General features: G+C 59.6%; 21 protein-coding genes and 1 pseudogene. 8 read left to right on the plus strand and 14 right to left on the minus strand.

The window, feature by feature from the left end:
* Positions 1 to 138 precede the first annotated feature (138 nt).
* Positions 139 to 1212, minus strand: a complete 1074-nt coding sequence (locus ACYZTL_RS01220; protein ID WP_461950213.1) for a diguanylate cyclase domain-containing protein — start codon at positions 1210 to 1212, stop codon at positions 139 to 141.
* Positions 1213 to 1297: 85 nt separating this feature from the next.
* Entirely contained in the window at positions 1298 to 1621 is a 324-nt protein-coding gene (locus tag ACYZTL_RS01225; RefSeq protein ID WP_461950214.1) for a protealysin inhibitor emfourin, read from the minus strand.
* A gap of 140 nt (positions 1622 to 1761) precedes the next feature.
* Here ACYZTL_RS01225 and ACYZTL_RS01230 point away from each other — a divergent pair, with 140 nt between their 5' ends.
* The 4 genes and pseudogenes from ACYZTL_RS01230 to dmeF all read left to right on the plus strand — a co-directional run bounded on the left by ACYZTL_RS01230 (position 1762) and on the right by dmeF (position 3801).
* The gene (locus ACYZTL_RS01230) at positions 1762 to 2100 is read left to right on the plus strand and encodes an FKBP-type peptidyl-prolyl cis-trans isomerase (protein WP_214383947.1); all 339 of its coding nucleotides are present in this window, start codon (positions 1762 to 1764) and stop codon (positions 2098 to 2100) included.
* A gap of 137 nt (positions 2101 to 2237) precedes the next feature.
* Positions 2238 to 2420, plus strand: a pseudogene (locus ACYZTL_RS01235) (DUF6124 family protein); the annotation flags it as partial.
* A 166-nt stretch (positions 2421 to 2586) separates the two neighbouring features.
* Positions 2587 to 2862 (plus strand): metal/formaldehyde-sensitive transcriptional repressor, encoded by a 276-nt coding sequence (locus tag ACYZTL_RS01240; RefSeq protein WP_149661361.1) that lies wholly within the window; start codon positions 2587 to 2589, stop codon positions 2860 to 2862.
* 12 nt (positions 2863 to 2874) lie between these two features.
* Positions 2875 to 3801 carry a CDF family Co(II)/Ni(II) efflux transporter DmeF gene (dmeF, locus tag ACYZTL_RS01245; protein WP_461950215.1) on the plus strand — a complete coding sequence of 309 codons (927 nt, stop codon included), beginning with the start codon at positions 2875 to 2877 and terminating at the stop codon, positions 3799 to 3801.
* 50 nt (positions 3802 to 3851) lie between these two features.
* Here the strand turns inward: dmeF and ACYZTL_RS01250 are convergent, their stop codons facing one another.
* A complete protein-coding gene (locus ACYZTL_RS01250) occupies positions 3852 to 4964 on the minus strand; it encodes a cytochrome P450 (protein WP_461950216.1) in 1113 nt (370 codons plus the stop codon).
* A 79-nt stretch (positions 4965 to 5043) separates the two neighbouring features.
* Here ACYZTL_RS01250 and ACYZTL_RS01255 point away from each other — a divergent pair, with 79 nt between their 5' ends.
* Entirely contained in the window at positions 5044 to 5805 is a 762-nt protein-coding gene (locus ACYZTL_RS01255) for an ArsR/SmtB family transcription factor (RefSeq protein ID WP_461950217.1), read from the plus strand.
* A 113-nt stretch (positions 5806 to 5918) separates the two neighbouring features.
* On the opposite strand, the gene ACYZTL_RS01260 is transcribed toward ACYZTL_RS01255, so the two are convergent.
* From ACYZTL_RS01260 to ACYZTL_RS01280, 5 genes are all read right to left on the minus strand, one after another.
* Entirely contained in the window at positions 5919 to 6938 is a 1020-nt protein-coding gene (locus ACYZTL_RS01260) for a branched-chain amino acid aminotransferase (RefSeq protein WP_461950218.1), read from the minus strand.
* A gap of 307 nt (positions 6939 to 7245) precedes the next feature.
* Entirely contained in the window at positions 7246 to 8628 is a 1383-nt protein-coding gene (gene lpdA / locus ACYZTL_RS01265) for a dihydrolipoyl dehydrogenase (protein WP_461950219.1), read from the minus strand.
* 17 nt (positions 8629 to 8645) lie between these two features.
* Positions 8646 to 9917, minus strand: coding sequence for a dihydrolipoamide acetyltransferase family protein (locus tag ACYZTL_RS01270; RefSeq protein WP_461950220.1), 1272 nt, complete (start codon positions 9915 to 9917; stop codon positions 8646 to 8648).
* Positions 9918 to 10976 (minus strand): alpha-ketoacid dehydrogenase subunit beta, encoded by a 1059-nt coding sequence (locus ACYZTL_RS01275; protein ID WP_461950221.1) that lies wholly within the window; start codon positions 10974 to 10976, stop codon positions 9918 to 9920.
* A gap of 1 nt (position 10977) precedes the next feature.
* Positions 10978 to 12213: a thiamine pyrophosphate-dependent enzyme gene (locus ACYZTL_RS01280; RefSeq protein WP_461950222.1), complete on the minus strand. Its 1236-nt coding sequence runs from the start codon at positions 12211 to 12213 to the stop codon at positions 10978 to 10980.
* A 185-nt stretch (positions 12214 to 12398) separates the two neighbouring features.
* On the opposite strand from ACYZTL_RS01280, the gene bkdR reads away from it, so the two are divergent.
* The gene (gene bkdR / locus ACYZTL_RS01285; protein ID WP_461950223.1) at positions 12399 to 12887 is read left to right on the plus strand and encodes a Bkd operon transcriptional regulator BkdR; all 489 of its coding nucleotides are present in this window, start codon (positions 12399 to 12401) and stop codon (positions 12885 to 12887) included.
* A 109-nt stretch (positions 12888 to 12996) separates the two neighbouring features.
* Here bkdR and ACYZTL_RS01290 read toward each other — a convergent pair whose 3' ends face one another.
* Entirely contained in the window at positions 12997 to 13860 is an 864-nt protein-coding gene (locus ACYZTL_RS01290) for an MBL fold metallo-hydrolase (RefSeq protein WP_461950224.1), read from the minus strand.
* 161 nt (positions 13861 to 14021) lie between these two features.
* Here ACYZTL_RS01290 and ACYZTL_RS01295 point away from each other — a divergent pair, with 161 nt between their 5' ends.
* Complete coding sequence (locus ACYZTL_RS01295; protein ID WP_461950225.1) at positions 14022 to 14822, plus strand: sulfite exporter TauE/SafE family protein; 801 nt, start codon at positions 14022 to 14024, stop codon at positions 14820 to 14822.
* A 199-nt stretch (positions 14823 to 15021) separates the two neighbouring features.
* On the opposite strand, the gene copD is transcribed toward ACYZTL_RS01295, so the two are convergent.
* Complete coding sequence (copD, locus tag ACYZTL_RS01300; protein ID WP_461950226.1) at positions 15022 to 15879, minus strand: copper homeostasis membrane protein CopD; 858 nt, start codon at positions 15877 to 15879, stop codon at positions 15022 to 15024.
* Between the two features lie 3 nt (positions 15880 to 15882).
* Positions 15883 to 16248, minus strand: a complete 366-nt coding sequence (copC, locus tag ACYZTL_RS01305) for a copper homeostasis periplasmic binding protein CopC (protein WP_461950227.1) — start codon at positions 16246 to 16248, stop codon at positions 15883 to 15885.
* A gap of 146 nt (positions 16249 to 16394) precedes the next feature.
* On the opposite strand from copC, the gene ACYZTL_RS01310 reads away from it, so the two are divergent.
* Positions 16395 to 17015 (plus strand): TetR/AcrR family transcriptional regulator, encoded by a 621-nt coding sequence (locus tag ACYZTL_RS01310; protein ID WP_084320882.1) that lies wholly within the window; start codon positions 16395 to 16397, stop codon positions 17013 to 17015.
* A gap of 118 nt (positions 17016 to 17133) precedes the next feature.
* Here the strand turns inward: ACYZTL_RS01310 and preA are convergent, their stop codons facing one another.
* From preA to hydA, 3 genes are all read right to left on the minus strand, one after another.
* The gene (preA, locus tag ACYZTL_RS01315) at positions 17134 to 18408 is read right to left on the minus strand and encodes an NAD-dependent dihydropyrimidine dehydrogenase subunit PreA (RefSeq protein ID WP_461950228.1); all 1275 of its coding nucleotides are present in this window, start codon (positions 18406 to 18408) and stop codon (positions 17134 to 17136) included.
* The gene (locus tag ACYZTL_RS01320) at positions 18409 to 19776 is read right to left on the minus strand and encodes an NAD(P)-dependent oxidoreductase (protein ID WP_461954234.1); all 1368 of its coding nucleotides are present in this window, start codon (positions 19774 to 19776) and stop codon (positions 18409 to 18411) included. It abuts the gene before it with no gap.
* Positions 19777 to 19981: 205 nt separating this feature from the next.
* A complete protein-coding gene (hydA, locus tag ACYZTL_RS01325; RefSeq protein WP_461950229.1) occupies positions 19982 to 21421 on the minus strand; it encodes a dihydropyrimidinase in 1440 nt (479 codons plus the stop codon).
* Positions 21422 to 21767 lie beyond the last annotated feature (346 nt).

A 21767-nucleotide genomic window follows, 5' to 3' on the forward strand; every position in this document is an offset into this window, starting at 1 on the left:
AAGAGCACTGCGTTTAGTCAGTAAACAAGCGGCATCGTTAACGACCATCGCGAGCAATCGAGCGTCGACCGGCTGCTCCTACAGGCATCAGGGCTTACCCGCGAAGGCGATCTCACCGGCAAAAGCGCCTGCGAGGATCTATTCGCTATAAGCCCGTACTGCGCTTTCAGTACCCAACCGATACTGATTATTCCCGCTGCGTTTAGCCTCATACATCGCCAGGTCGGCAATGTGAATCAACCGGTCCATGCTCGGCGCATGGTCCGGGAAGACCGCGACGCCCAGGCTGGTGCCGATGTGGCGCTGGTCGGTGCCGATGGTCACCGGCGGTGAGAGTTCGACGAAGATTTTCTGGCAGATGCTGCGGGCTTCGTCTTGCAGACTGCTGCCTTTAGGCAGGCCCTGGAGGATGACCACGAATTCGTCGCCGCCGATGCGGGCGACGGTGTCGGTTGAACGCAGGATTCGCTTCAGGCGCGTGGCGGTGGTGACGAGTACGCGGTCACCGGCGGCATGGCCGTAACGGTCGTTGATTGCCTTGAAGCCATTGAGATCGACAAACACCAGCGCCACCCGCGTGGCACTGATGCGCGCCTGTTCCAGCGCCTCGGACAGGCGTTCTTCGAGCACCAGTCGATTGGGCAGGCCGGTCAACGGGTCGAAATGGGCCAGGTGCTGCAAATAACTGGCGGAGGCTTTTTCTTCGGTGATGTCGCGGACCACGCCCATCATCTTGATCGTTTCATCGTGATCGTTCTTCACCACGTTGCCGGTCTCGCGTAGCCAGCGGAGGGTGCCGTCGGGCCAGATGACCCGGTATTCCTCGTCATGATTTTCGCCGGTTTCCAGGCAACGCAGCTCACCGGCCCGCACCTTGACCCGGTCGTCCGGGTGCACGCAGGCGCAAAACAAGGCGTACGTGGGCGTTACTTCGCCGATCTTGAAGCCGAACATGCCGTAGATCGCGTCCGACCAGTAGAGCCGGTCAGTGTCGACATCCCAGTCCCAGGTACCGATACGCGCGAAGTACTGGCTGCGCTTGAAGCGTTCGGCGTCGCTGTCCTGATGGATAGTTTGCCGTTCGGACAGGCTGGCAATCAGCACCCGATGTTCGGCGAGCTGCTTGCGCAGCGAGCGCTCGCGGCAGATCAGCGCGATGATCACGGCAAGCAGCACCGAACCCAGGGCTGCGCTGGTAGAGACGGAGATCATTCAGGGGTTGCCATCATGGCGAGCTATCATTCCGGGAAGGTGCGCATATGTTAGTTCACCCTTCGACTCAATAGCACTTCAGGCTCTAAAGAACTTCTCCCTTATCCCACAAATGCACCAGTTCTCCCGGCGCCTGATCCTCGGGCACTTTCAGCACCAACTGGTCGTCATGCTCATTGAGGCGGTAGCGCACTTCGATTTGATAGAAGCGCTGATCGCCCTGGCCGGAAGACTCGCGGGTCAGTGGCAGACAACCCTCCAGCAACGTGCAAATACGCGTGCGCTGATCGAGATCACATTGCGCGAATTCGATTTCACGGGGGCGGGTCAAGGCGTGGATCACCGCGAAACCGCCCTGGCGGGAGAGACGGACGACGGCTTCATCGCCTAGTGTTGGCAGGGTGTTCATGAGCCCTCCTGACTCGGATTGATCGATACTCATGTGAACGGGCGCCAAGGGCTTCGGTTCCATGGATTGCCTTCGGCGCCGAATTCTGCGAAAACCTCCCTCCGCGCCCCGAACCCGGGCGACCGTAAACGAGTAGAAGCATGAACGACGAACTGCAAATCATCGATATCGAGCCGGGCGACGGCAAAGCCGCCGTCAAAGGCGCACTGATCACCACCCAGTATCGCGGCTGGCTGGAAGACGGCACCGAATTCGATTCTTCCTACAGCCGAGGCAAGCCTTTCCAGTGTGTGATTGGCACGGGGAGAGTCATCAAGGGCTGGGATCAGGGCATCATGGGGATGCAGGTCGGCGGCAAACGCAAGTTGCTGGTGCCGGCGCATCTGGCCTACGGCGAGCGCACGATGGGCAAGATCACACCGAATTCGAACCTGATTTTCGAGATTGAATTGCTGGAAGTGCTGACGCGGGATGATTGATTGGCGGGTGAAACTTTAATGACAAAAACGGTGCTCTCTGTTCGCAGAAGGCGGTTTTTGCCGGTTGATTGAGCCCCCCGGCACTTCTTTCCATTGGCGACCCAGGTGAATACGTCGATATCGTCGAGGGTGTCCGCACGACCGAAACCCTGCTGGTTTATCTGGTCGAGACGCTGGCCTCGGTTGACGTAATGGTTCATCACTTGGTGGATCTTCTGGACGGCGGGTCGCGTAATGCCCTGCTGGGCATTTCAACCAGCATCATGCTGGCGGAAATCACGGTGAACCAGGTGCTGGATCAAATTGATCCGCCTGAGTAAGCGTTGATCGGTCAGGCCTGACATTTGTTGCGTTTGTCGGGCCGTCTTCGCGAGCTTGCTCGCGAAGAACGATAACGCGGCCAACCACAAGAAACCTCAAAACAGCCTTGCCTTCACCGGCCCTATCATTGATCATGCTCGCTACATAGGGGTGGGGGGTATAGGTATGTCGCACATTCACGAACACAAAGACGATCTGCTCAACCGGGTGCGGCGCATTGCCGGCCAGGTTCAGGCAGTAGAAAAGGCACTCGAGTCCGACGCCGATTGCGCCAAGACCCTGCACCTGGTCGCGGCGATCCGTGGAGCGGTCAATGGCTTGATGGATCAGTTCATCGACGCCCATGCCCGTGAACACGTGGCCCATCCCGATCTCAGCAACGAGGAACGCGCGCAAGGCGTTGAAGAGTTGCTGCAAGCCATTCGCCGTTACTCGAAATAGAGTCCGATCACCATGACACTGACACCTCAGGCTCCATCCTTCAGCCATGACCACGTGTTCCTCGGCGCTTCCCACGATGAAAATGCTCGCCGCACGCTATGGGTCGTGGCGTTGACCTTCGTAATGATGATCGGTGAGATCGCTGCCGGTTACATCACCGGGTCCATGGCGCTGCTGGCCGATGGTTTTCACATGGCAACGCATGCCGGCGCCTTGGGTATCTCGGCGGCGGCTTACGCGTTTGCCCGACGCAATGCCAACAACGCCCGTTACAGTTTTGGTACTGGCAAGGTCGGTGATCTGGCCGGTTTTGCCTCGGCAATGGTATTGGGGCTGGTGTCGCTCGGCATTGCCGGAGAATCCGTTCTGCGCCTGTTTCAGCCGACTACCGTTGCCTTTACCGAAGCGACGCTGATTGCGGTGGTGGGGCTCTTAGTGAACATCGTCAGTGCATTTTTGCTGGCCGGTCAACACGGGCATCACGGCCATGATCACAGCCACTCTCATGAACATCATCACCATCACGACAACAATCTGCGTTCCGCGTACGTCCATGTGCTCGCCGATGCGTTGACATCCGTGCTGGCCATCGCCGCGTTGCTGGCCGGCCGGTATCTGGGCTGGGTCTGGCTGGATCCGGTCATGGGCATTGTCGGCGCCATCGTGATTGCAAAATGGGCATATGGCTTGTTGCGCGACAGTGCCGCCGTGCTGCTCGACACCACCGATGAGCAGGTTGCAGCGGAGATTCGTGATCTGCTGGAATCGAACGGTGATGTGAGGATCAGCGACCTGCATGTCTGGCAAGTCGGCCCACAGGCGCGAGCGGCGATTGTCAGTGTGGTGGCGTCGCCGGATGTCGACGCCGACGCCATTCGCAAACGTCTTGCGCCGGTTCATGAATTGTCCCACCTGACGGTCGAACATCGTAACGCTTGAACGAAGTGCTGACTCGGGATCGGCTGCTTAATGTAACTAATAGATGACCTTCACGAAAACAGCGGAATCCGGCCGTTCAGGGAAGGGCGGTAGCGCCAGGTCAATCGGTCCAGTGCGGGTTCCAACGCCAGAATCTGCGTCAACGTGGCGCTGGCGATGCTCATGGCCAGCTCCTGCCCCGGGCATTGATGACGCCCGGCACCAAAGGTGAAACTGCGACGCTCCGGACGCTCGAGCTTGAAGGCGTCAGGCTGGTCATTGAGCTGCGGATCACGATTGGCCGAACCCAGCAGCACCAGAATCACATCGCCGGTATTTAGCTTTACGCCTTCGATTTCACAAGCTGCGGCGATGAAGCGGCGGGTGTTCTGCACCGATGGATCGAAGCGCTGGGCTTCGGCCACCAGGTCGTCAATGTTGATCGAATCGTTCAGCCACCGCGGGTTTCGAATCAGCGCCAACAACGCGTTACCGATCAGCCCGGCGGTGGCTTCATAGGTCTGGGAAAACAGGCCGATGAGATTGGCGATCATTGCTTCGTTGTCGGTGGATGTCGCCGCAAACCGCTTGCGAATACCGGCGAGCAGGGTACTTTGATTATCCGGGTCATTCAGCAACTCGATGAAATAGCCGCTCAGCTGTTCCGCCGCGGCATGGGCCGCGTTCAGTTGCGCCTGATCGCTGAGAGGCGACAGGCACGCGACGAAATCTGCCGTCAGCTCGCTGATGACCCGGCCCTGCGCAGGCGTGAACCCCAGCAGCAGCGCCACCACGCAAACCGGGCCACGGAACATCGCCTTGTGCAGCCCATCGGCGTCTGGACTGATCAATCGCGCGCTGACCAGCGTATTGATCTCATCTCTGTCGATCATCGCCAGCCCTGGTTGGATGGCCGACCTCGGGCAGCGCTGCCGTTCGCCCTCATTCATCCGCATCAACTGACCGAAGACCTTGCCCGCCATGCCGCTGGCAATCGCCTTGGGCACAGGCTCAAGAATCGGCCGCACGTGACAGTCAGCATGTGCCAGCACCGCAGCGACAGCCTTGGCGCTACTGGCCACCCATAGTTTGAGTCCTTCGTGAAAAACCAGCCCGCCTTGAGCGCGCAACTGCGCGTAATAAGGATAAGGATCGGCATGAGTCGCAGCGATGATCGGGTCCATGGGTCGCAGCCTTGTTCGTTGAAAAAGTGTTGCTACTATCTCCAGTCCGAAAGGCCCTTGATTCGTCCGGGAGCGAAATATGAACGCAGAACAACACGACATCGGCGTTTCTCAAGTGGCCGCCGCCATTGCGGAGCCGGCCCGGACCAAAATCCTCTGCTCATTGATGGACGGCCATGCCCGCACCAGCACCGAGCTGGCGGCGATTGCCGAGGTCAGCGCTTCCACCGCCAGTGCGCACCTGGCCAAACTCAAGGAACTGGCGCTGGTGCGGCTGCACGTTCAGGGGCGCCATCGCTATTACAGCCTCGCGGACAAACGCGTGGCCCAGGCGCTGGAAGCATTGATGGTGATCGGCCAGAACACCGCGCCGACCTTCAACCCGCGCACTCCGGACCGCCTGCAATTTGCCCGTACGTGCTATGACCATATGGCCGGCACGCTGGCCGTGTTGCTGCATGACCGGCTGCTGGAAAAAGGCTGGTTGCTGGAAACCGATGAGCAGGCCTATCGGTTGAGCGACAGCGGCGAAGCGTTGTTTGAAGGACTGGGCATTGAGGTCAACGACCTGAACACCCTGCGACGGCGGTTCGCCTGTCCCTGCCTGGACTGGAGCATGCGCCGGCCACACCTGGGCGGTTCGCTGGGGGCGGCGTTGTTGCAAACGGCGATCAAGCGTAAGTGGGTGACACAGGACCTGGACAGTCGGGCGTTGGCGGTGACGGCGTTGGGGCGCAGGGAGATGGGCGCGCGATTTGATTTGATACTTCCTGATTCATATGAACAGATCAAAAGATCGCAGCCTTCGGCAGCTCCTACAGGTGAATCGCGATCGGCGTAGGAGCTGGCGCAGCCTGCGATCCCTTGATTTTGCTTTTCCAACCCGCCCAAGGCTCATAAAAAAAGCCCCCCATCACCAAGGCAATGGAGGGCTTCGATGCAGCGGTTGTCAGGTCAAACCTTGACGATCCAGCCTGCTGGCGCTTCGATGTCGCCCGTCTGTACGCCCGTCAGCTCTTTGTAGAGCTTCTGGGTGACCGGGCCGACTTCGGTTTCGCTGTGGAACACATGCAGGTGGTCGTTGTAGCTGATGCCGCCGATCGGGGTGATCACGGCAGCCGTACCGCAAGCGCCGGCTTCCTTGAAGTCGGACAGCTTGTCGATGAACACGTCACCTTCAACCACTTCCAGGCCCAGACGCGTCTTGGCCAGTTCGATCAACGACAGGCGGGTGATGCCCGGCAGTACCGACGGCGAGTTCGGGGTCACGAACTTGTTGTCGTGGGTGATCCCGAAGAAGTTGGCCGAACCGACTTCCTCGATTTTGGTGTGGGTCATCGGGTCCAGGTAGATGCAGTCAGCGAAATGCGCTTTCTTGGCCTGGGAACCTGGCATCAGGCTGGCGGCGTAGTTGCCACCGACCTTGGCCGCGCCGGTGCCTTGTGGGGCGGCACGGTCGTAGCTGGAGATCAGGAAGTTGTGCGGGGTCAGGCCGCCCTTGAAGTAGGCGCCGACCGGGATGCAGAAAATCGAGAAGATGAATTCCGGTGCGGTACGCACGCCGATGTTGTCACCCACGCCGATCACGAACGGACGCAGGTACAGCGCGCCGCCGGTGCCGTAAGGCGGGATGAAACGCTCGTTGGCACGGACCACTTCCTTGCAGGCTTCGATGAACTGCTCGGTTTCCACGAACGGCATCAGCAGGCGTGCACAGCTGCGCTGCATGCGCAGGGCGTTCTGATCCGGGCGGAACAGGTTGATCGAGCCGTCCTTGCAACGATAGGCCTTCATGCCTTCGAAGCATTGCTGGCCATAGTGAAGGGCAGTCGAGCCTTCGCTGATGTGCAGCACGTTGTCTTCGGTCAGGGTGCCTTTGTCCCACTCACCATTACGATAGTGCGACAGATAGCGCTTGTCGGTCTTGATGTAATCAAAACCCAGCTTGTCCCAATTGATGCTTTCGTTACCCATGACACCCTCTATCACTTAACAACCGCCGAAACGGTTCAAGGCTTCTGACGTTTTTTGGATGGGGACAACAATACTTCATTCCGGGCCTGTTTCGCAGCCCGGACTATCGGGTGATTGGCAGATTTCTTAGCCTGCCCATGAAATTCGCCGCCGACTCTTCGTTGTTCGAAATCCTGTGGCGAGGGAGCTTGCTCCCGCTCGGCTGCGAAGCAGTCGCAAATCCAGACAACGCGGTGTGCCTGGAAATCCGCCAGGGGCCGCTTCGCAGCCCAGCGGGAGCAAGCTCCCTCGCCACAGTTGACCGGGGTTACAGGTGGAGCGCATGCCCCAACGCCCGCAACGCCGCTTCCTGTACCGCTTCACCCAATGTCGGATGCGCATGAATCGTGCCGGCGATATCTTCCAACCGAGCACCCATTTCCAGGCTCTGGCCAAACGCGGTCGACAATTCCGAAACACCCACACCGACCGCCTGCCAACCGACAATCACATGATTGTCCCGACGAGCGACGACCCGCACGAAGCCGCTTTTCGATTCCAGCGTCATCGCCCGGCTATTGGCCGCGAACGGGAAGCTCGAAACGATGCAGTCCAGACCCGCCGCCTTGACGTCGTCCGGGGTCTTGCCGACCACCACCAGTTCCGGATCGGTAAAGCACACGGCAGCGATAGCGGTTGGGTTGAATTCGCGGGTTTTACCGCTGATCAACTCGGCCACCATCTCTCCCTGAGCCATGGCCCGGTGCGCAAGCATCGGTTCGCCGCTCAGGTCGCCGATGGCGTAGACGTTGCGCATGCTGGTCTGGCAACGGTTGTCGATCTTGATCGCCGAGCCGTTCATGTCCAGTTTCAATGCTTCGAGGTTCCAACCCTGAGTGTTTGGTTTACGACCGACCGCCACCAGCACCTGATCGGTTTCCAGGTTGAGGGTGTCGCCGCTCGGGTCGAGAACCTGCAATGTATTGCTATTGGAATCAAAGTCTTGAACGCTGTGCTTCAAGTAAAGCTTCACGCCGAGTTTTTTCAATTCATCGTGAACAGGCTGGGTCAGTTCGGCGTCGTAGGCTGGCAGGATACGATCCTGAGCCTCGACCACGCTGACGTCGGCACCGAGCTTGCGATAGGCAATCCCCAGCTCCAGACCGATGTAACCACCACCGACCACGACCAGCCGTTTCGGCACCGACGTCGGCGCGAGGGCTTCGGTGGAGGAGATGATCGGCCCGCCAATCGGCAGCATCGGCAGGTTGACGCTTTTCGATCCGGTGGCCAGCACCAGGTGTTCGCACTGAATCCGCGTGTCGCCGACTTCAACGGTCTTGCCGTCGATCACTTTGGCCCAGCCCTGAATGACCTGAACCTTGTTTTTCTTCAACAGCGCCGAAACGCCGGTCGTCAGGCGATCAACGATCCCGTCCTTCCATTCAACGCTTTTGTTGATATCCAAAACAGGCGCAGAAACGCTGATGCCCAACGCAGAGTGTTGGCTGTGGTGCTGCGTCTGGTGGAACTGCTCGGCAACGTGAATCAACGCCTTCGACGGAATGCAGCCGATGTTCAGGCACGTACCGCCCAGTGATTCGCCTTCCACCAGAATGGTCGAGATGCCCAACTGACCGGCACGAATCGCCGTCACATAACCGCCAGGGCCGCCACCGATAATCAGCAGCGTGGTGTTCAAAGTTTGCATTCAAGCCCCACTAAAAATTAGTCCACGAACAGGGTGGCGGGTTGTTCGAGCAGGCCACGCACGGCCTGGATGAATTGCGCCGCGTCCATGCCATCGACCACGCGGTGATCGAAGGAGCTGGAGAGGTTCATCATCTTGCGGATCACGATCTGGCCTTTGACCACCATCGGGCGTTCGACAATTTTGTTGACGCCGACGATGGCCACTTCCGGCAGGTTCAATACCGGCGTGCTGACGATGCCGCCCAGGGCGCCAAGGCTGGTCAGGGTGATGCTCGAGCCGGACAGTTCATCGCGAGCGGCCTTGCCATTGCGCGCGGCGGTGGCCAAACGGGAGATTTCCTGAGCGTTGTCCCACAAACTGCGGGCTTCAGCGTGACGCACCACTGGCACCATCAATCCGATGTCGGCCTGGGTGGCGATGCCGACATGCACCGCGCCAAGGCGGGTGATGACTTGGGCTTCGTCGTCGTAGCGGGCGTTGATCTGCGGGAAATCGCGCAGGGCGACGACCAGCGCGCGGACCAGGAACGGCAGCAAGGTCAGCTTGCCGCGGGTCGCGCCGTGTTTTTCGTTCAGGTGCGCGCGCAGTTCTTCCACGGCAGTGACATCGATTTCCTCGACATAACTGAAGTGGGCAGCGCGTTGAGTGGCGTCCTGCATACGCTGGGCAATCTTGCGGCGCATGCCGATCACCGGGATTTGCTCTTCGTCGTTACGCTGTGCGTACGCGGCGGTGGCGGTCGATGCATTCGACTGACCTTGCGCCAGATAGGCATCGAGGTCTTCGTGCAGAACGCGACCGGCAGGGCCGGTGCCACGCACCAGACGCAATTGAATCCCGAGGTCCAACGCATGTTTGCGCACGGCCGGGGAGGCCAACGGACGCTCATCGGCCTCGCGAGCCACCATCGGGCCTTGGCAAACGGCCGCTCTCGGCGCTGCAGCCGCGACCGGTTTGCTTTCCACAACGGCTTCGACTTTCGGCGCCGGCGCTTCTTTCACGGCGGCAACTACAGGCTGAGCCGACTCTTTAACGTTACCCGCGCCTTCGACTTCAATGCTGATCAGGATGCTGCCAACCGCCATGACTTCGCCGGGCACACCGCCCAGCGCGATCACCTTGCCGTGCACCGGCGAAGGAATGTCGACCATCGCCTTGTCGGTCATCACATCGGCCAGCACCTGATCTTCGACGACCATGTCGCCGACCTTGACGTGCCACACCGACAGTTCAACTTCTGCAATGCCTTCGCCAATGTCCGGCATTTTAATAACGTGCGTGCCCATTCAGACCTCCATAACCCGATGCAAAGCCGCGCCCACACGGGTCGGGCCAGGGAAATACGCCCACTCTTGCGCGTGCGGGTAAGGGGTGTCCCAACCGGTGACGCGTTCGATCGGCGCTTCCAGGTAGTGGAAGCAGTGCTCTTGCACCAAGGCAGCCAGTTCGGCACCGAAACCGCAGGTGCGGGTCGCTTCGTGAACGATCACGCAACGGCCGGTTTTCTTCACTGACTTGACGATGGTTTCCAGGTCCAGCGGCCACAGGCTGCGCAGGTCGATGACTTCAGCGTCGATCCCGGTTTCTTCCGCCGCGACTTGCGACACATAAACGGTGGTGCCGTAGGTCAGGATGGTCACGTCCTTGCCTGGACGGGTGATGGCGGCGACGTCGAGTGGCACGGTGTAGTAACCGTCCGGGACTTGTGCGGCCGGGTGTTTCGACCATGGCGTTACCGGACGTTCGTGGTGACCATCGAACGGGCCGTTGTACAGGCGTTTGGGTTCGAGGAAGATCACCGGGTCATCGTTTTCGATGGAGGCGATCAGCAAGCCCTTGGCGTCGTACGGGTTGGACGGCATGACCGTGCGCAAACCGCAGACCTGAGTGAACATCGCCTCGATACTCTGGCTGTGCGTCTGGCCACCGTAGATGCCACCGCCGCAAGGCATGCGCAGGGTCATCGGTGCGGTGAACTCGCCGGCCGAGCGATAACGCAGGCGGGCGGCTTCGGAAATGATCTGGTCCGACGCCGGGTATACGTAATCGGCGAACTGAATCTCGGCCACCGGACGCAAACCGTAAGCGCCCATGCCCACGGCAACACCAACGATGCCGCTTTCGGAGATCGGCGCGTCGAATACGCGGGACGTGCCGTACTTGTTCTGCAAGCCTTCGGTGCAACGGAACACGCCACCGAAGTAGCCGACGTCCTGACCGAACACCACGACGTTGTCGTCACGTTCAAGCATCACATCCATGGCCGAGCGCAGGGCCTGGATCATGGTCATGGTGGTCGTGGTCATGGCGGTTTCCGGCTGGATATTGTTGTTGTGATCGTTCATGTCAGATCCCCAACTCTTGACGCTGGCGCTTCAAGTGCTCCGGCATCTCTTTATAGACGTCTTCGAACATGGTCGCGGCGCTCGGAATCTGGCCGCCGGCGAGGGTGCCGTACTGTTCGGCTTCTTTCTGCGCGGCGATGACTTCGGCTTCCAGTTCGGCGCTGACGGCGACGTGTTCCTCTTCGGACCAGTGGCCGATTTTCACCAGATGTTGCTTCAAGCGCGCAATCGGATCGCCCAACGGGAAGTAGCTCCAGTCGTCGGCAGGACGGTATTTGGACGGGTCGTCAGAGGTGGAGTGTGGACCGGCGCGGTAGGTGACCCATTCGAGCATGGTCGGGCCGAGGTTGCGGCGGGCGCGTTCGGCGGCCCAGGCAGAGGCGGCGTAGACCGCGATGAAATCGTTGCCATCAACCCGCAGGGAGGCAATGCCGCAACCGACACCACGACCGGCAAAAGTGGTCGCTTCGCCACCGGCAATCGCCTGAAACGTGGAGATCGCCCACTGGTTGTTGACCACGTTGAGGATCACCGGCGCACGGTAAACGTGAGCGAAGGTGAGGGCGGTGTGGAAATCGGATTCAGCGGTGGCGCCGTCGCCGATCCAGGCCGAGGCGATTTTGGTGTCGCCCTTGATCGCCGAGGCCATGCCCCAGCCCACGCCTTGTACGAATTGGGTGGCGAGGTTGCCGGAAATGGTGAAGAAGCCGGACTCTTTTACCGAGTACATGATCGGCAACTGACGACCCTTGAGCGGATCGCGCTCGTTGGACAGCAGTTGGCAGATCAGGCCCACCAGCGGTACTTCGCGCGCCATCAGGATGCTTTGCTGGCGGTACGTCGGGAAGCACATGTCGTCGATGTTCAAGGCCAGGGCCTGGGCGCTGCCGATGGCTTCTTCGCCAAGGCTTTGCATGTAGAACGACATTTTTTTCTGACGCTGGGCGACGACCATGCGGTTGTCGAAGATCCGCGTCTTGAGCATGGCGCGCATGCCTTTACGCAGGATCTCGACCGGGACGCCTTCGGCCCACGGACCGAGGGCATTGCCCTCATCGTCGAGCACCCGAATCAGGCCCTTGGCCAGGTCGGCCGTGTCGGCGGGTTCTACGTCAATGGCGGGTTTGCGCACCGTGCCGGCGTCGGTCAGACGCAGGTAGGAGAAGTCGGTTTTGCAGCCTGGGCGGCCCGAGGGTTCGGGAACGTGCAGGCGCAGCGGTTCGTACGCTTGGTTCATGGCTTCTACGCTCGATCTTGTGAATTTCTTGTAGTGAGCTGACCGTCATTCCTCTGTGGAAGAAATCTTGTCCTACAACAATCATAGGCCCGGCCAAGAAGAATATTTCTCTCTGTTTCGTTGCGCTTGAGATCATTTGAGGATAAAAAATCTGCATAAACATAAAAAGCAGGTGGTTTTGTCTCATGCGCAAACTGGACCGTACCGACATCGGCATTCTCAATAGCCTTCAAGAGAACGCGCGCATCACCAATGCCGACCTCGCGCGCTCGGTGAACCTGTCCCCGACGCCGTGCTTCAACCGGGTCAAGGCGATGGAAGAATTGGGGCTGATTCGCGAGCAAGTGACGTTGCTGGATGCCGATCTGCTGGGGCTGCATGTGAATGTGTTCATTCACGTCAGCCTGGAAAAACAGGTGGAGGAGGCGTTGCAGCATTTCGAGGAAGCGATCTCGGATCGCCCGGAAGTGATGGAGTGCTATTTGATGGCGGGGGATCCGGACTACCTGATCCGGGTGCTGGTGCCGACCATTAAGTCGCTGGAGCGCTTCATGATGGACTTCCTCACCAAAGTCCCCGGCGTGGCCAACATCCGCTCAAGTTTTGCGCTGAAGCAGGTGCGTTACAAAACCGCGCTGCCGTTGCCGGCGAATGGGTTGACCTTGGGCAATTAAAGATCAAAGGATCGCAGGCTTCGCCAGCTCCTACATTGACCGTGCGTGCGCGGGTGTACCCGAATCTTGTAGGAGCTGGCGAAGCCTGCGATCTTTTGATTTTGATTGTTCAGAGCGTGTTGATCGGTATTTTCAGATACGCCACGCCATTGTCCTCGGCCGGCGGCAAATTCCCCGCCCGCACGTTCACCTGAATCGCCGGCAGCAGCAGTGTCGGCATGCCCAACCCCGCATCACGCTGGGTGCGCATGGCGACGAACGCGGCTTCATCAATACCGTCGCGAACGTGGATGTTGCCTTTGCGCTGCTCGCCCACCGATGCCATGCACCGGGATTCGCGGCCTTCGGGCGGGTAATCGTGGCAGACGTAGAGACTCACGCTGGCGGGGAAGGCCAGCAGTTTCTGGATAGAAGCAAACATCTGATTGGCATTGCCGCCGGGAAAGTCGCAGCGCGCGGTGCCTACATCCGGCATGAACAGCGTATCGCCCACCAGAATCACATTACTGTCGATCAGGTAAGCCATGTCCGCCGGCGTGTGACCAGGTACATGCAGGGCCGTGGCCTTGAGGTTACCGATCATGAACGATTCGTCCGGGGCGAACAGATGATCGAACTGCGAACCGTCCACCGCAAATTCCGGCTCAAGGTTGAACAGGCTTTTGAACACCCCCTGAACCTTGCTGATCGACTGGCCAATCGCAATCCTGCCACCCAGTTCCCGACGCAGATAAGGCGCGGCGGACAGGTGATCGGCATGGGCGTGGGTTTCCAGCAGCCATTGCACCTGCAAGCGGTGTTCGCGGAGGAAGGCAACGATCCTGTCGGCCTGGAGGGTGGCGGTGCGCCCGGCGGCCGGGTCGTAATCGAGCACCGGGTCGACGATCGCACACTGACCGCCATCGGCTTCGTAGATCACGTAACTGTAGGTCGACGAGGCAGGGTCGAGGAAGGCTTCAATCAAGGCAGGCATGGTGGCCGTTTCTTTTGGGACAGGCATTGAGGGTAGTGTCATTTTCCCTGCGCTGACCAGCCCCCCAACAATTCAATTGATGTAAAAAGCTGCGCGGGCTCTATCCTGTCAGTCATCGATACCGGGCGTTCCCGGCCTTTTTTGCGGATCATGAGTGTTTTATGTTGCTGGCAAGTTTTTTTGGCCTGGTCATGGGGCTGGTCCTCGGATTGACCGGTGCCGGTGGCGGCATTCTTGCTGTCCCGGCGCTGGTGCTGGGATTGGGTATGAGCATGACTCAGGCTGCACCCGTTGCCTTGTTTGCAGTGGGAAGCGCAGCGGCGGTCGGGGCGATTGACGGGTTGCGCCATGGTCTGGTGCGTTACCGCGCCGCGCTGTTGATTGCTTTGCTGGGGGCGATTTTTTCGCCGGTCGGCATCTACTTTGCCCATCAGTTGCCGGAAAAGATTCTGATGATTCTGTTCAGCCTGCTGATGGTCATGGTGGCCTGGCGGATGCTGCGCCGCGAGCGACATGAAGAAGGCCCGAGCGACCACGGCCACGCCAACTGGGGCCAGAAAAACTGCATGCTCGATCAACAGACCGGACGCTTTTCCTGGACAGCCAAATGCACCGCGACCCTGGCGGCACTCGGCGCGGTGACCGGTGTTGTTTCCGGGTTGCTGGGGGTTGGCGGCGGGTTTCTGATCGTCCCGGCGTTCAAGCAACTGACCGATGTGCAGATGCGAGGGATTGTGGCGACATCCCTGATGGTGATCAGTCTGATTTCCGCCATCGGCGTGATCGGCGCGTTTCATGCCGGGGTGCGGATTGATGGTTTAGGCGTGGCGTTCATCATCGCAAGCGTGGTCGGCATGATCATTGGCCGACAGCTTTGCGCGCGCGTACCGGCCCGGGCGTTGCAGGCAGGATTCGCCAGCGTCTGCGTGATCGTCGCGGTGTATATGCTGGTTCGGGCCTGAGGTCTACAACGGGCGATACTGCAGACTGAAAGTCAGTTCAGCGGACTGATCCTGCTCCAGCAATACCAGTCCCGTGACACGCCCCCTGTAGGAGCGAGCTTGCTCGCGATGGTCTGAAGAGCGACGCGTATATTCAGAAACCGCGCATTATCGTTAACGTCCATCGCGAGCAAGCTCGCTCCTACAGGGGACTGTGTTGTCAGCTCGAAATCATGGGGGGCATGGTGCCTAATAGGGAGACCGCCGCCACTGCGCCAATCCCCAGCAACCATTCCAGGATCACGGTGGTCTTGAGCGTTGCAAGACGCTCCTCGCAATCCCTGATCTGCAACCGATTGAACAGCGCCAGCCCCAGCATGACGGCGACCAGCACAACCTTGATCAGCAGAATCAGTGCGAAACCGGACAGTAGCGGTGTAGGCCAGAACTGCCCGGTCAGTACCCGAACATTGATCAGCCCCGTGATAACCAATCCGGCAACCAATGCGTAACCCACGCCGCTGAAGCGTTGCAGTATTTCGCGAACGGCATGGCCAGCCGGCTGCCGCAGAATCATCACCAGCAACATCAGCCCACCCAACCAGGCGCCGACACAAATCAGGTGAACGATCTGATTGAGGATCAGCAATTGGCCGCTGAGGCCATCAAGCATCGCCCCGTGGCCGACCGGTGCCAGCGTGGCCAGCAACAGGCCGCCGAGAATCAGGCGCAAGGGCAGGTGGGTGCGGAGCCGCGTCAGCAGCACAATCAACAGCAAACCATTGAGCAACAGATGCCAGGTCCAGACCTGACCAAAAAACGTATTGCCCAGCACCAACCCCAGGGTCGACGGATCGAATGCCGCCGGCCAGTCCCCGGCCATGCTGGCGGTGATCAGCAGCAACCAGCTGACGCCGCTGACCAATGCCACTGCCGCAAGCCAACGGCTGACTCGCGCCAGAGGTTGATCCAGCAACGTCTCACGGCCCAACAGTAACGGCCTGAATACCCAGCCCCCGAACAGCATCAGCACCACGGTGAAATGCAGGAAACGGCACAGCACCATCGTGCTCGTCATGAATTACTGGCCAACCTTGAAGCTGTAGGCGCCTTCGCTTTTGTGGGTGTCGACCGACACCGCATGCCATTCGACTTTGTAGGCACCTGCCGTCAACGGCGCTGCCGGGGTGACGATCAAGGTCTTTTTGTCGCTGCCTTCGGTGGCCAGGCTTTTCACTGGCACGCTGGCGCCGTCCTTGCTGATCGTGACTTTGGTGAACGTCGCTTCGACACCTTCGGAAAACTCCAGACGCAGTTCCGAGGGCGCGCTCGCGGTGCTGTCAGCAGCCGGGGTCTGGCTTTTCAGATGGGCGTGGGCAAAGACCGACGAAGCGGCAAGCAGCGAGCCGAGCAGGGCGGCGGTGGACAGGGTTTTCTTGAAAAGCATCGTAGGCACCTCAGAGGCAGGTTCGAAGAAGTGGGACAGTTTAGCTGCGAGCGCGAGCGGGCGGGTGTACGAAGTTTCGTTTTCCCCTGTCGCCGCGAGGTAGAGCGGATGCTAGTCTTGAGCAACGCTGTTGTCAGGGAGCCCTCATGGGCAATCACAAGATCGAGATTCGCCGCAGTAACGTCGAAAAAATCCTGCTCGGGGCGGAAAAGGTCTTTGCCGAAAAAGGCTTCGGCGGTACGGCGATGGCCGACATCGCCGCCGAAGTGCAACTGCCGCGTTCCAACCTGCATTACTACTTCAGCACCAAGACCGAGTTGTACAGCGCCGTACTGTTCGATTTGCTGGAGGTGTGGAAGCAGGACGCACTGTGTTTCGAGATGTTCGATGACCCGCGCGTGGTGCTCAGCAGTTACATCCGCGCCAAGATGAACCACTCCCGCAGCCGGCCTTACGGCTCGAAAGTCTGGGCCAACGAAATCATCCACGGCGCGCCGACGTTGGGCGTGGCACTGGACGCCAGTCTGTACGACTGGGCCAAGATGAAAGAAGCGAAAATCCGCCAGTGGGTGGACGACAAACGCATCCTGCCGGTGGAACCTTCAAGCCTGCTGTACATGATCTGGGCCTCGACCCAGCATTACGCTGACTTTGATCATCAGGTGAATATTTTGAATGATCATCAGCCGCTGTCGGACATGCAGTTTGAAAGGGCGGTGCAGACGGTGACGAGTGTGATTTTGCGGGGGATCGGGTTGGAGCCATAAATCAAAAGATCGCAGCCTCGTTTCACTCGACAGCTCCTACAAGGGAATGCGAAACCCTGTAGGAGCTGTGTAGGAGCTGTCGAGTGAAACGAGGCTGCGATCTCTTGAACGTCAACGATCAGACCGCGACGTGATACGGATTCCTCGGATCATGGTTCCAGTCCAGAAACGGCTTCCCGTTCTCCATCGGCACCATCTCGATGCAATCCTGCACCGGGCAGGTGATCTGGCACAAATTACACCCCACACAGTCCTCATCGACCACTTCATACTTGTGCGTGCCGTCCGCCTGTTTGAGGCTGGCCACCGCCTGATGCGAAGTGTCTTCGCAGGCGATATGGCAACGCCCACACCCAATACACGCGTCCTGATCGATCTTCGCAATCACCTGATAGTTGATGTCCAGGTACTTCCAGTCCGTGGTATTGCCCACGGCCCGCCCGGAAAATTCCGACACGCTGGCGTAACCCTGACTGTCCATCCAGCGTGACAAGCCGTCCTTCATCTCCTCTACAATCCGGAAGCCATGCAGCATCGCCGCCGTGCACACCTGCACCGAGCCGCTGCCCAGCGCGATGAATTCCGCCGCGTCGCGCCAGTTACCGATGCCGCCGATGCCGGAAATCGGAATGCCTTGAGTCTGCGGATCGCGAGCGATTTCAGCGACCATGTTCAGCGCAATCGGCTTCACCGCCGAACCGCAATAACCGCCGTGGGTGCTTTGACTGCCGACGATGGGGTTGGCGACCATGCGCTCCAGGTTGACGCTGGTAATCGAGTTGATCGTATTGATCAGCGACACCGCATCGGCACCACCACGATGGGCCGCTCGGGCGGCGACGCGAATGTCGGTGATGTTCGGCGTGAGCTTGACGATTACCGGCAGCGAGCAATACGTCTTGCACCAGCGCGTGACCTGCTCGACATACTCCGGCACCTGACCGACCGCCGCGCCCATGCCCCTTTCCGGCATGCCGTGCGGGCAGCCGAAATTCAATTCAATGCCATCGGCACCGGTGGCTTCTACCAGCGGCAGGATGTGTTTCCAGGATTCTTCGACGCAGGGCACCATCAGCGACACGATCAGTGCGCGATCCGGCCAGTCCTTTTTGACCTGGGTAATTTCCCGCAGGTTGATCTCCAGCGAGCGGTCGGTAATCAGCTCGATGTTGTTGAAACCCAACACCTCACGGTTGGCACCGAAGTGCGCCGAGTAGCGCGACGACACGTTGACCGCCGCCGGGTCTTCACCCAGGGTTTTCCAGACCACGCCGCCCCAACCGGCTTCGAAGGCGCGGACCACGTTGTAGGCTTTGTCGGTCGGAGGCGCGGAGGCCAGCCAGAACGGATTGGGGCTTTTGATGCCGGCGAAGACAATCGACAGATCGGCCATTTACGCAGCCTCCACGTTAAGCATCAGTTGAGCGTTGATGGCCTCGGCGGCCAGTTTGCCGTGCTGCACCGCCTGCACGGTGAGGTCCTGATCGAGACTGGTGCAGTCACCGCCGGCATACACGCCCGGAATGCTGGTGCGCAGGTGTTCATCGACTTGAATCCGATCGCCCTGACGCTTGAGTTCGCGAGCCAGCGGATCGCTGAGGGCACTTGAGTCGAAGGCCTGGCCGATGGCTTTGAAGATCGCATCGGCGGCCAGTTCGAGCGTTTCGCCAGTGGTTTGCAGGCGACCTTCCACCAAATGTGTGCGGGCGAAGCGCATGCCGCGCACGTTGCCTTGATCATCGAGCAGCACTTCTTCGGGTTGCGCCCACGTCAGCAAGCGCACCTGATTGGCTTTGGCGATCTCTTGTTCGTGGTGGGTGGCGCCCATGTCCTCGACACCGCGGCGATACACCAGATTCACGTCACGTGCGCCGAGGCGGGCCATTTGCACGGCCATGTCGATGGCGGTGTTGCCGGCGCCGAGGACGATGCAGTGGTCGGCTAAAGGCAGTTGTGTCAGGTCATCGGCCTGGCGCAATTCACGGATGTACTCGGTGGCGGGGAGCAAGCCTGGCGCATCTTCGTGGGCCAGTCCCAGCTGTTTGCTGGCGTTGAGGCCGAGGCCGAGAAACACTGCGTCGAATTGCTGATGCAGTTCGCTGAGGGTCAGGTTTTCACCGAGTTTGTGTCCGTGACGGATTTCGATGCCGCCGATCTGCAGCAGAAAATCGATTTCCTTTTGCGCGTAATCGTCCACCAGTTTGTACTTGGCGATCCCGTATTCGTTGAGGCCGCCAGCCTTTTCCCGTGCTTCGAAAATCACCACGTCATGCCCGTGCATGGCGCTGCGATGGGCGCAGGACAAACCGGCCGGGCCGGCGCCGACCACAGCGATGCGCTTGCCGGTGGCTGCGGCGCGAGGGAAGGGGTGTTCGCTGAAGTGCGCGTTGTCCACGGCGTAGCGCTGTAACAGGCCGATCAACACCGGCGCGCATTCATGGGCGTTGTTGCGCACGCAGGCTTGCTGGCAGAGGATTTCCGTCGGGCAGACCCGGGCGCAACTGCCGCCGAGGATGTTCGCCGAGAGGATTTTCTGCGCCGCGCCTTGCACGTTGTCCTGATGGATATTGCGGATGAACGAAGGAATGTCGATGTCGCTTGGACAGGCATTCACGCACGGGGCGTCGTAGCAATACAGGCAGCGCGAGGCTTCCAGATGTGCCTGGCGGTCGTTTAACGGCGGCGCCAGATCGGTGAAATGGCCGGCGAGGGCGGCCGCATTCTCATAGGGATGCGGGAGGTGGTTCAAGGTCTTGATCACGGTGTTGGCCTCACAGTTGTTGAGGTAACTGCCTCTGGTGGGCATTGGTTTTTTTGCATCATCCTGTGGCGAGGGAGCTTGCTCCCGCTGGGTGGCGAAGCCGCCCCCTATCCTGCCCACTCGGTTTTCCTGGGATCTGGAATCGACTGGTTTTGGGCCTGCTACGCAGGCCAGCGGGAGCAAGCTCCCTCGCCACAGGAGCAGATCAGCGTTTCACTGCCACAGGCTGATTCAACTCAGCCCGCTTGCTCAGCAAATCAAATACCGCCGGATACGCCGGCCGTTCGACATACCGCCCGGCCCCACGCTCGGCGCGCAAATCCCCATCGGCCCAGACCACACGGCCCTGGCTGATCGTATGGCTCGGCACACCGCGTACGGTCTTGCCTTCGAAGATGTTGAAGTCGACTTGCTGGTGATGGGTCTTCGCTGAAATCGTCCGCGAACCTTCGGGATCCCACAGCACCAGATCCGCATCGGCACCGACGCGAATCGCACCCTTGCGCGGGTAGAGGTTGAAAATCTTCGCGGTGTTGGTGGAGGTGAGCGCGACAAATTGCTGCATCGAGAAACGCCCGGTGTTCACCCCTTCATCCCACAGCACGGCCATACGGTCTTCGATACCGGCGGTGCCATTGGGGATTTTGCTGAAGTCATCACGCCCCGCAGCTTTTTGCTCGGCGCAGAAGCAGCAGTGGTCGGTGGCGGTGGTGTGCAGGTTGCCGGATTGCAGCCCATGCCAAAGCGCTTCCTGGTGACCGCGAGGACGGAAGGGCGGGCTCATCACGTAACCGGCGGCGGTCTGCCAGTCAGGGTGTTGATAGACGCTGTCGTCCAGCAGCAGATGCCCGGCCAGCACTTCACCGTAGACTTGCTGACCCTTGCTGCGGGCGTAGGTGATTTCGTCGAGGGCTTCCTTGCTCGAGACATGCACCAGATACAGCGGCGTGCCCAGCGTTTCGGCGATGCGGATTGCCCGGCTCGCCGCTTCACCTTCAACTTGAGAAGGGCGCGACAGCGGATGCGCCTCAGGGCCGGTCATGCCCTGCGCCATCAGCTTGCGTTGCAGGTGATAAACCAACTCACCGTTTTCCGCATGCACGGTCGGCACGGCGCCCAGCTCCAGGCAACGCTCGAAGCTTGCCACCAGCGTGTCATCGGCCGCCATGATCGCGTTCTTGTAGGCCATGAAATGCTTGAAGCTGTTGACGCCGTGATGGCTGACCAGCTCGGCCATTTCCTCGCGGACCTGCTCGCTCCACCAGGTGATCGCGACATGGAAACCGTAATCCGAGGCCGACTTCTCCGCCCAGCCGCGCCACTGATGAAAGGCCTCCATCAGCGACTGCTGCGGATTGGGAATCACGAAGTCGATGATCGACGTGGTGCCCCCGGCGAGACCGGCCGCCGTGCCGCTGAAAAAGTCTTCACTGGCCACGGTGCCCATGAAGGGCAGTTGCATGTGCGTGTGCGGGTCGATGCCGCCGGGCATCAGGTATTGACCGCTGCCGTCGAGCACTTCGGCGCCCGCCGGAACATCAAGATTTTCACCGATGGCTTTGATCACGCCGTCGGCGCAATAGACGTCGGCGCGATAGCTTTCATCTTGGGTAATAACGATGGCGCCACGGATCAACAGAGACATTCCGAGTTCCTCGCAGGCAATGACCGACTGGTGCCGGTTCTAAATGTTTTATAGGAAGCAGACGTAAACAGGCATATTCCTGTCAGCGCTGTCAGGAATAGAAACTAGTATGAGTTCATGGAATCAGCAAGAATATTTTTTATAAGCATATAACCGCTTTAAGTTATTGATATATAAGTATTAAAATGAATAATCACCAAAATGGTGAGGCCCCTCACCATTTTGACGCACTTGACAGGTTCTAAAAATGGTCAAGATTTCTTATGTGAAATCAGCCGCTTGAGGATGGTCTATGGTTGATGCGCAACTTTGAAAAAAAGATCGATGCACCAGATTGAGTCCTGAC

The sequence above is a fragment of the Pseudomonas sp. LB3P81 genome (assembly GCF_054897965.1).

Bases quoted from the DNA above. Each gene is read 5' to 3' on its own strand.
- ACYZTL_RS01280 (WP_461950222.1), bottom strand. From the start codon at position 12,213: ATGAACCAAGCGTACGAACCGCTGCGCCTGCACGTTCCCGAACCCTCG.
- lpdA (WP_461950219.1), bottom strand. From the start codon at position 8,628: ATGCAAACTTTGAACACCACGCTGCTGATTATCGGTGGCGGCCCTGGC.
- ACYZTL_RS01290 (WP_461950224.1), bottom strand. From the start codon at position 13,860: ATGCCTGCCTTGATTGAAGCCTTCCTCGACCCTGCCTCGTCGACCTAC.
- ACYZTL_RS01250 (WP_461950216.1), bottom strand. From the start codon at position 4,964: ATGGACCCGATCATCGCTGCGACTCATGCCGATCCTTATCCTTATTAC.
- preA (WP_461950228.1), bottom strand. From the start codon at position 18,408: ATGGCCGATCTGTCGATTGTCTTCGCCGGCATCAAAAGCCCCAATCCG.
- dmeF (WP_461950215.1), top strand. From the start codon at position 2,875: ATGACACTGACACCTCAGGCTCCATCCTTCAGCCATGACCACGTGTTC.
- ACYZTL_RS01310 (WP_084320882.1), top strand. From the start codon at position 16,395: ATGGGCAATCACAAGATCGAGATTCGCCGCAGTAACGTCGAAAAAATC.
- copC (WP_461950227.1), bottom strand. From the start codon at position 16,248: ATGCTTTTCAAGAAAACCCTGTCCACCGCCGCCCTGCTCGGCTCGCTG.
- ACYZTL_RS01295 (WP_461950225.1), top strand. From the start codon at position 14,022: ATGTTGCTGGCAAGTTTTTTTGGCCTGGTCATGGGGCTGGTCCTCGGA.
- ACYZTL_RS01270 (WP_461950220.1), bottom strand. From the start codon at position 9,917: ATGGGCACGCACGTTATTAAAATGCCGGACATTGGCGAAGGCATTGCA.
- ACYZTL_RS01225 (WP_461950214.1), bottom strand. From the start codon at position 1,621: ATGAACACCCTGCCAACACTAGGCGATGAAGCCGTCGTCCGTCTCTCC.
- bkdR (WP_461950223.1), top strand. From the start codon at position 12,399: ATGCGCAAACTGGACCGTACCGACATCGGCATTCTCAATAGCCTTCAA.
- ACYZTL_RS01240 (WP_149661361.1), top strand. From the start codon at position 2,587: ATGTCGCACATTCACGAACACAAAGACGATCTGCTCAACCGGGTGCGG.
- ACYZTL_RS01260 (WP_461950218.1), bottom strand. From the start codon at position 6,938: ATGGGTAACGAAAGCATCAATTGGGACAAGCTGGGTTTTGATTACATC.
- copD (WP_461950226.1), bottom strand. From the start codon at position 15,879: ATGACGAGCACGATGGTGCTGTGCCGTTTCCTGCATTTCACCGTGGTG.
- hydA (WP_461950229.1), bottom strand. From the start codon at position 21,421: ATGTCTCTGTTGATCCGTGGCGCCATCGTTATTACCCAAGATGAAAGC.
- ACYZTL_RS01220 (WP_461950213.1), bottom strand. From the start codon at position 1,212: ATGATCTCCGTCTCTACCAGCGCAGCCCTGGGTTCGGTGCTGCTTGCC.
- ACYZTL_RS01230 (WP_214383947.1), top strand. From the start codon at position 1,762: ATGAACGACGAACTGCAAATCATCGATATCGAGCCGGGCGACGGCAAA.
- ACYZTL_RS01275 (WP_461950221.1), bottom strand. From the start codon at position 10,976: ATGAACGATCACAACAACAATATCCAGCCGGAAACCGCCATGACCACG.
- ACYZTL_RS01255 (WP_461950217.1), top strand. From the start codon at position 5,044: ATGAACGCAGAACAACACGACATCGGCGTTTCTCAAGTGGCCGCCGCC.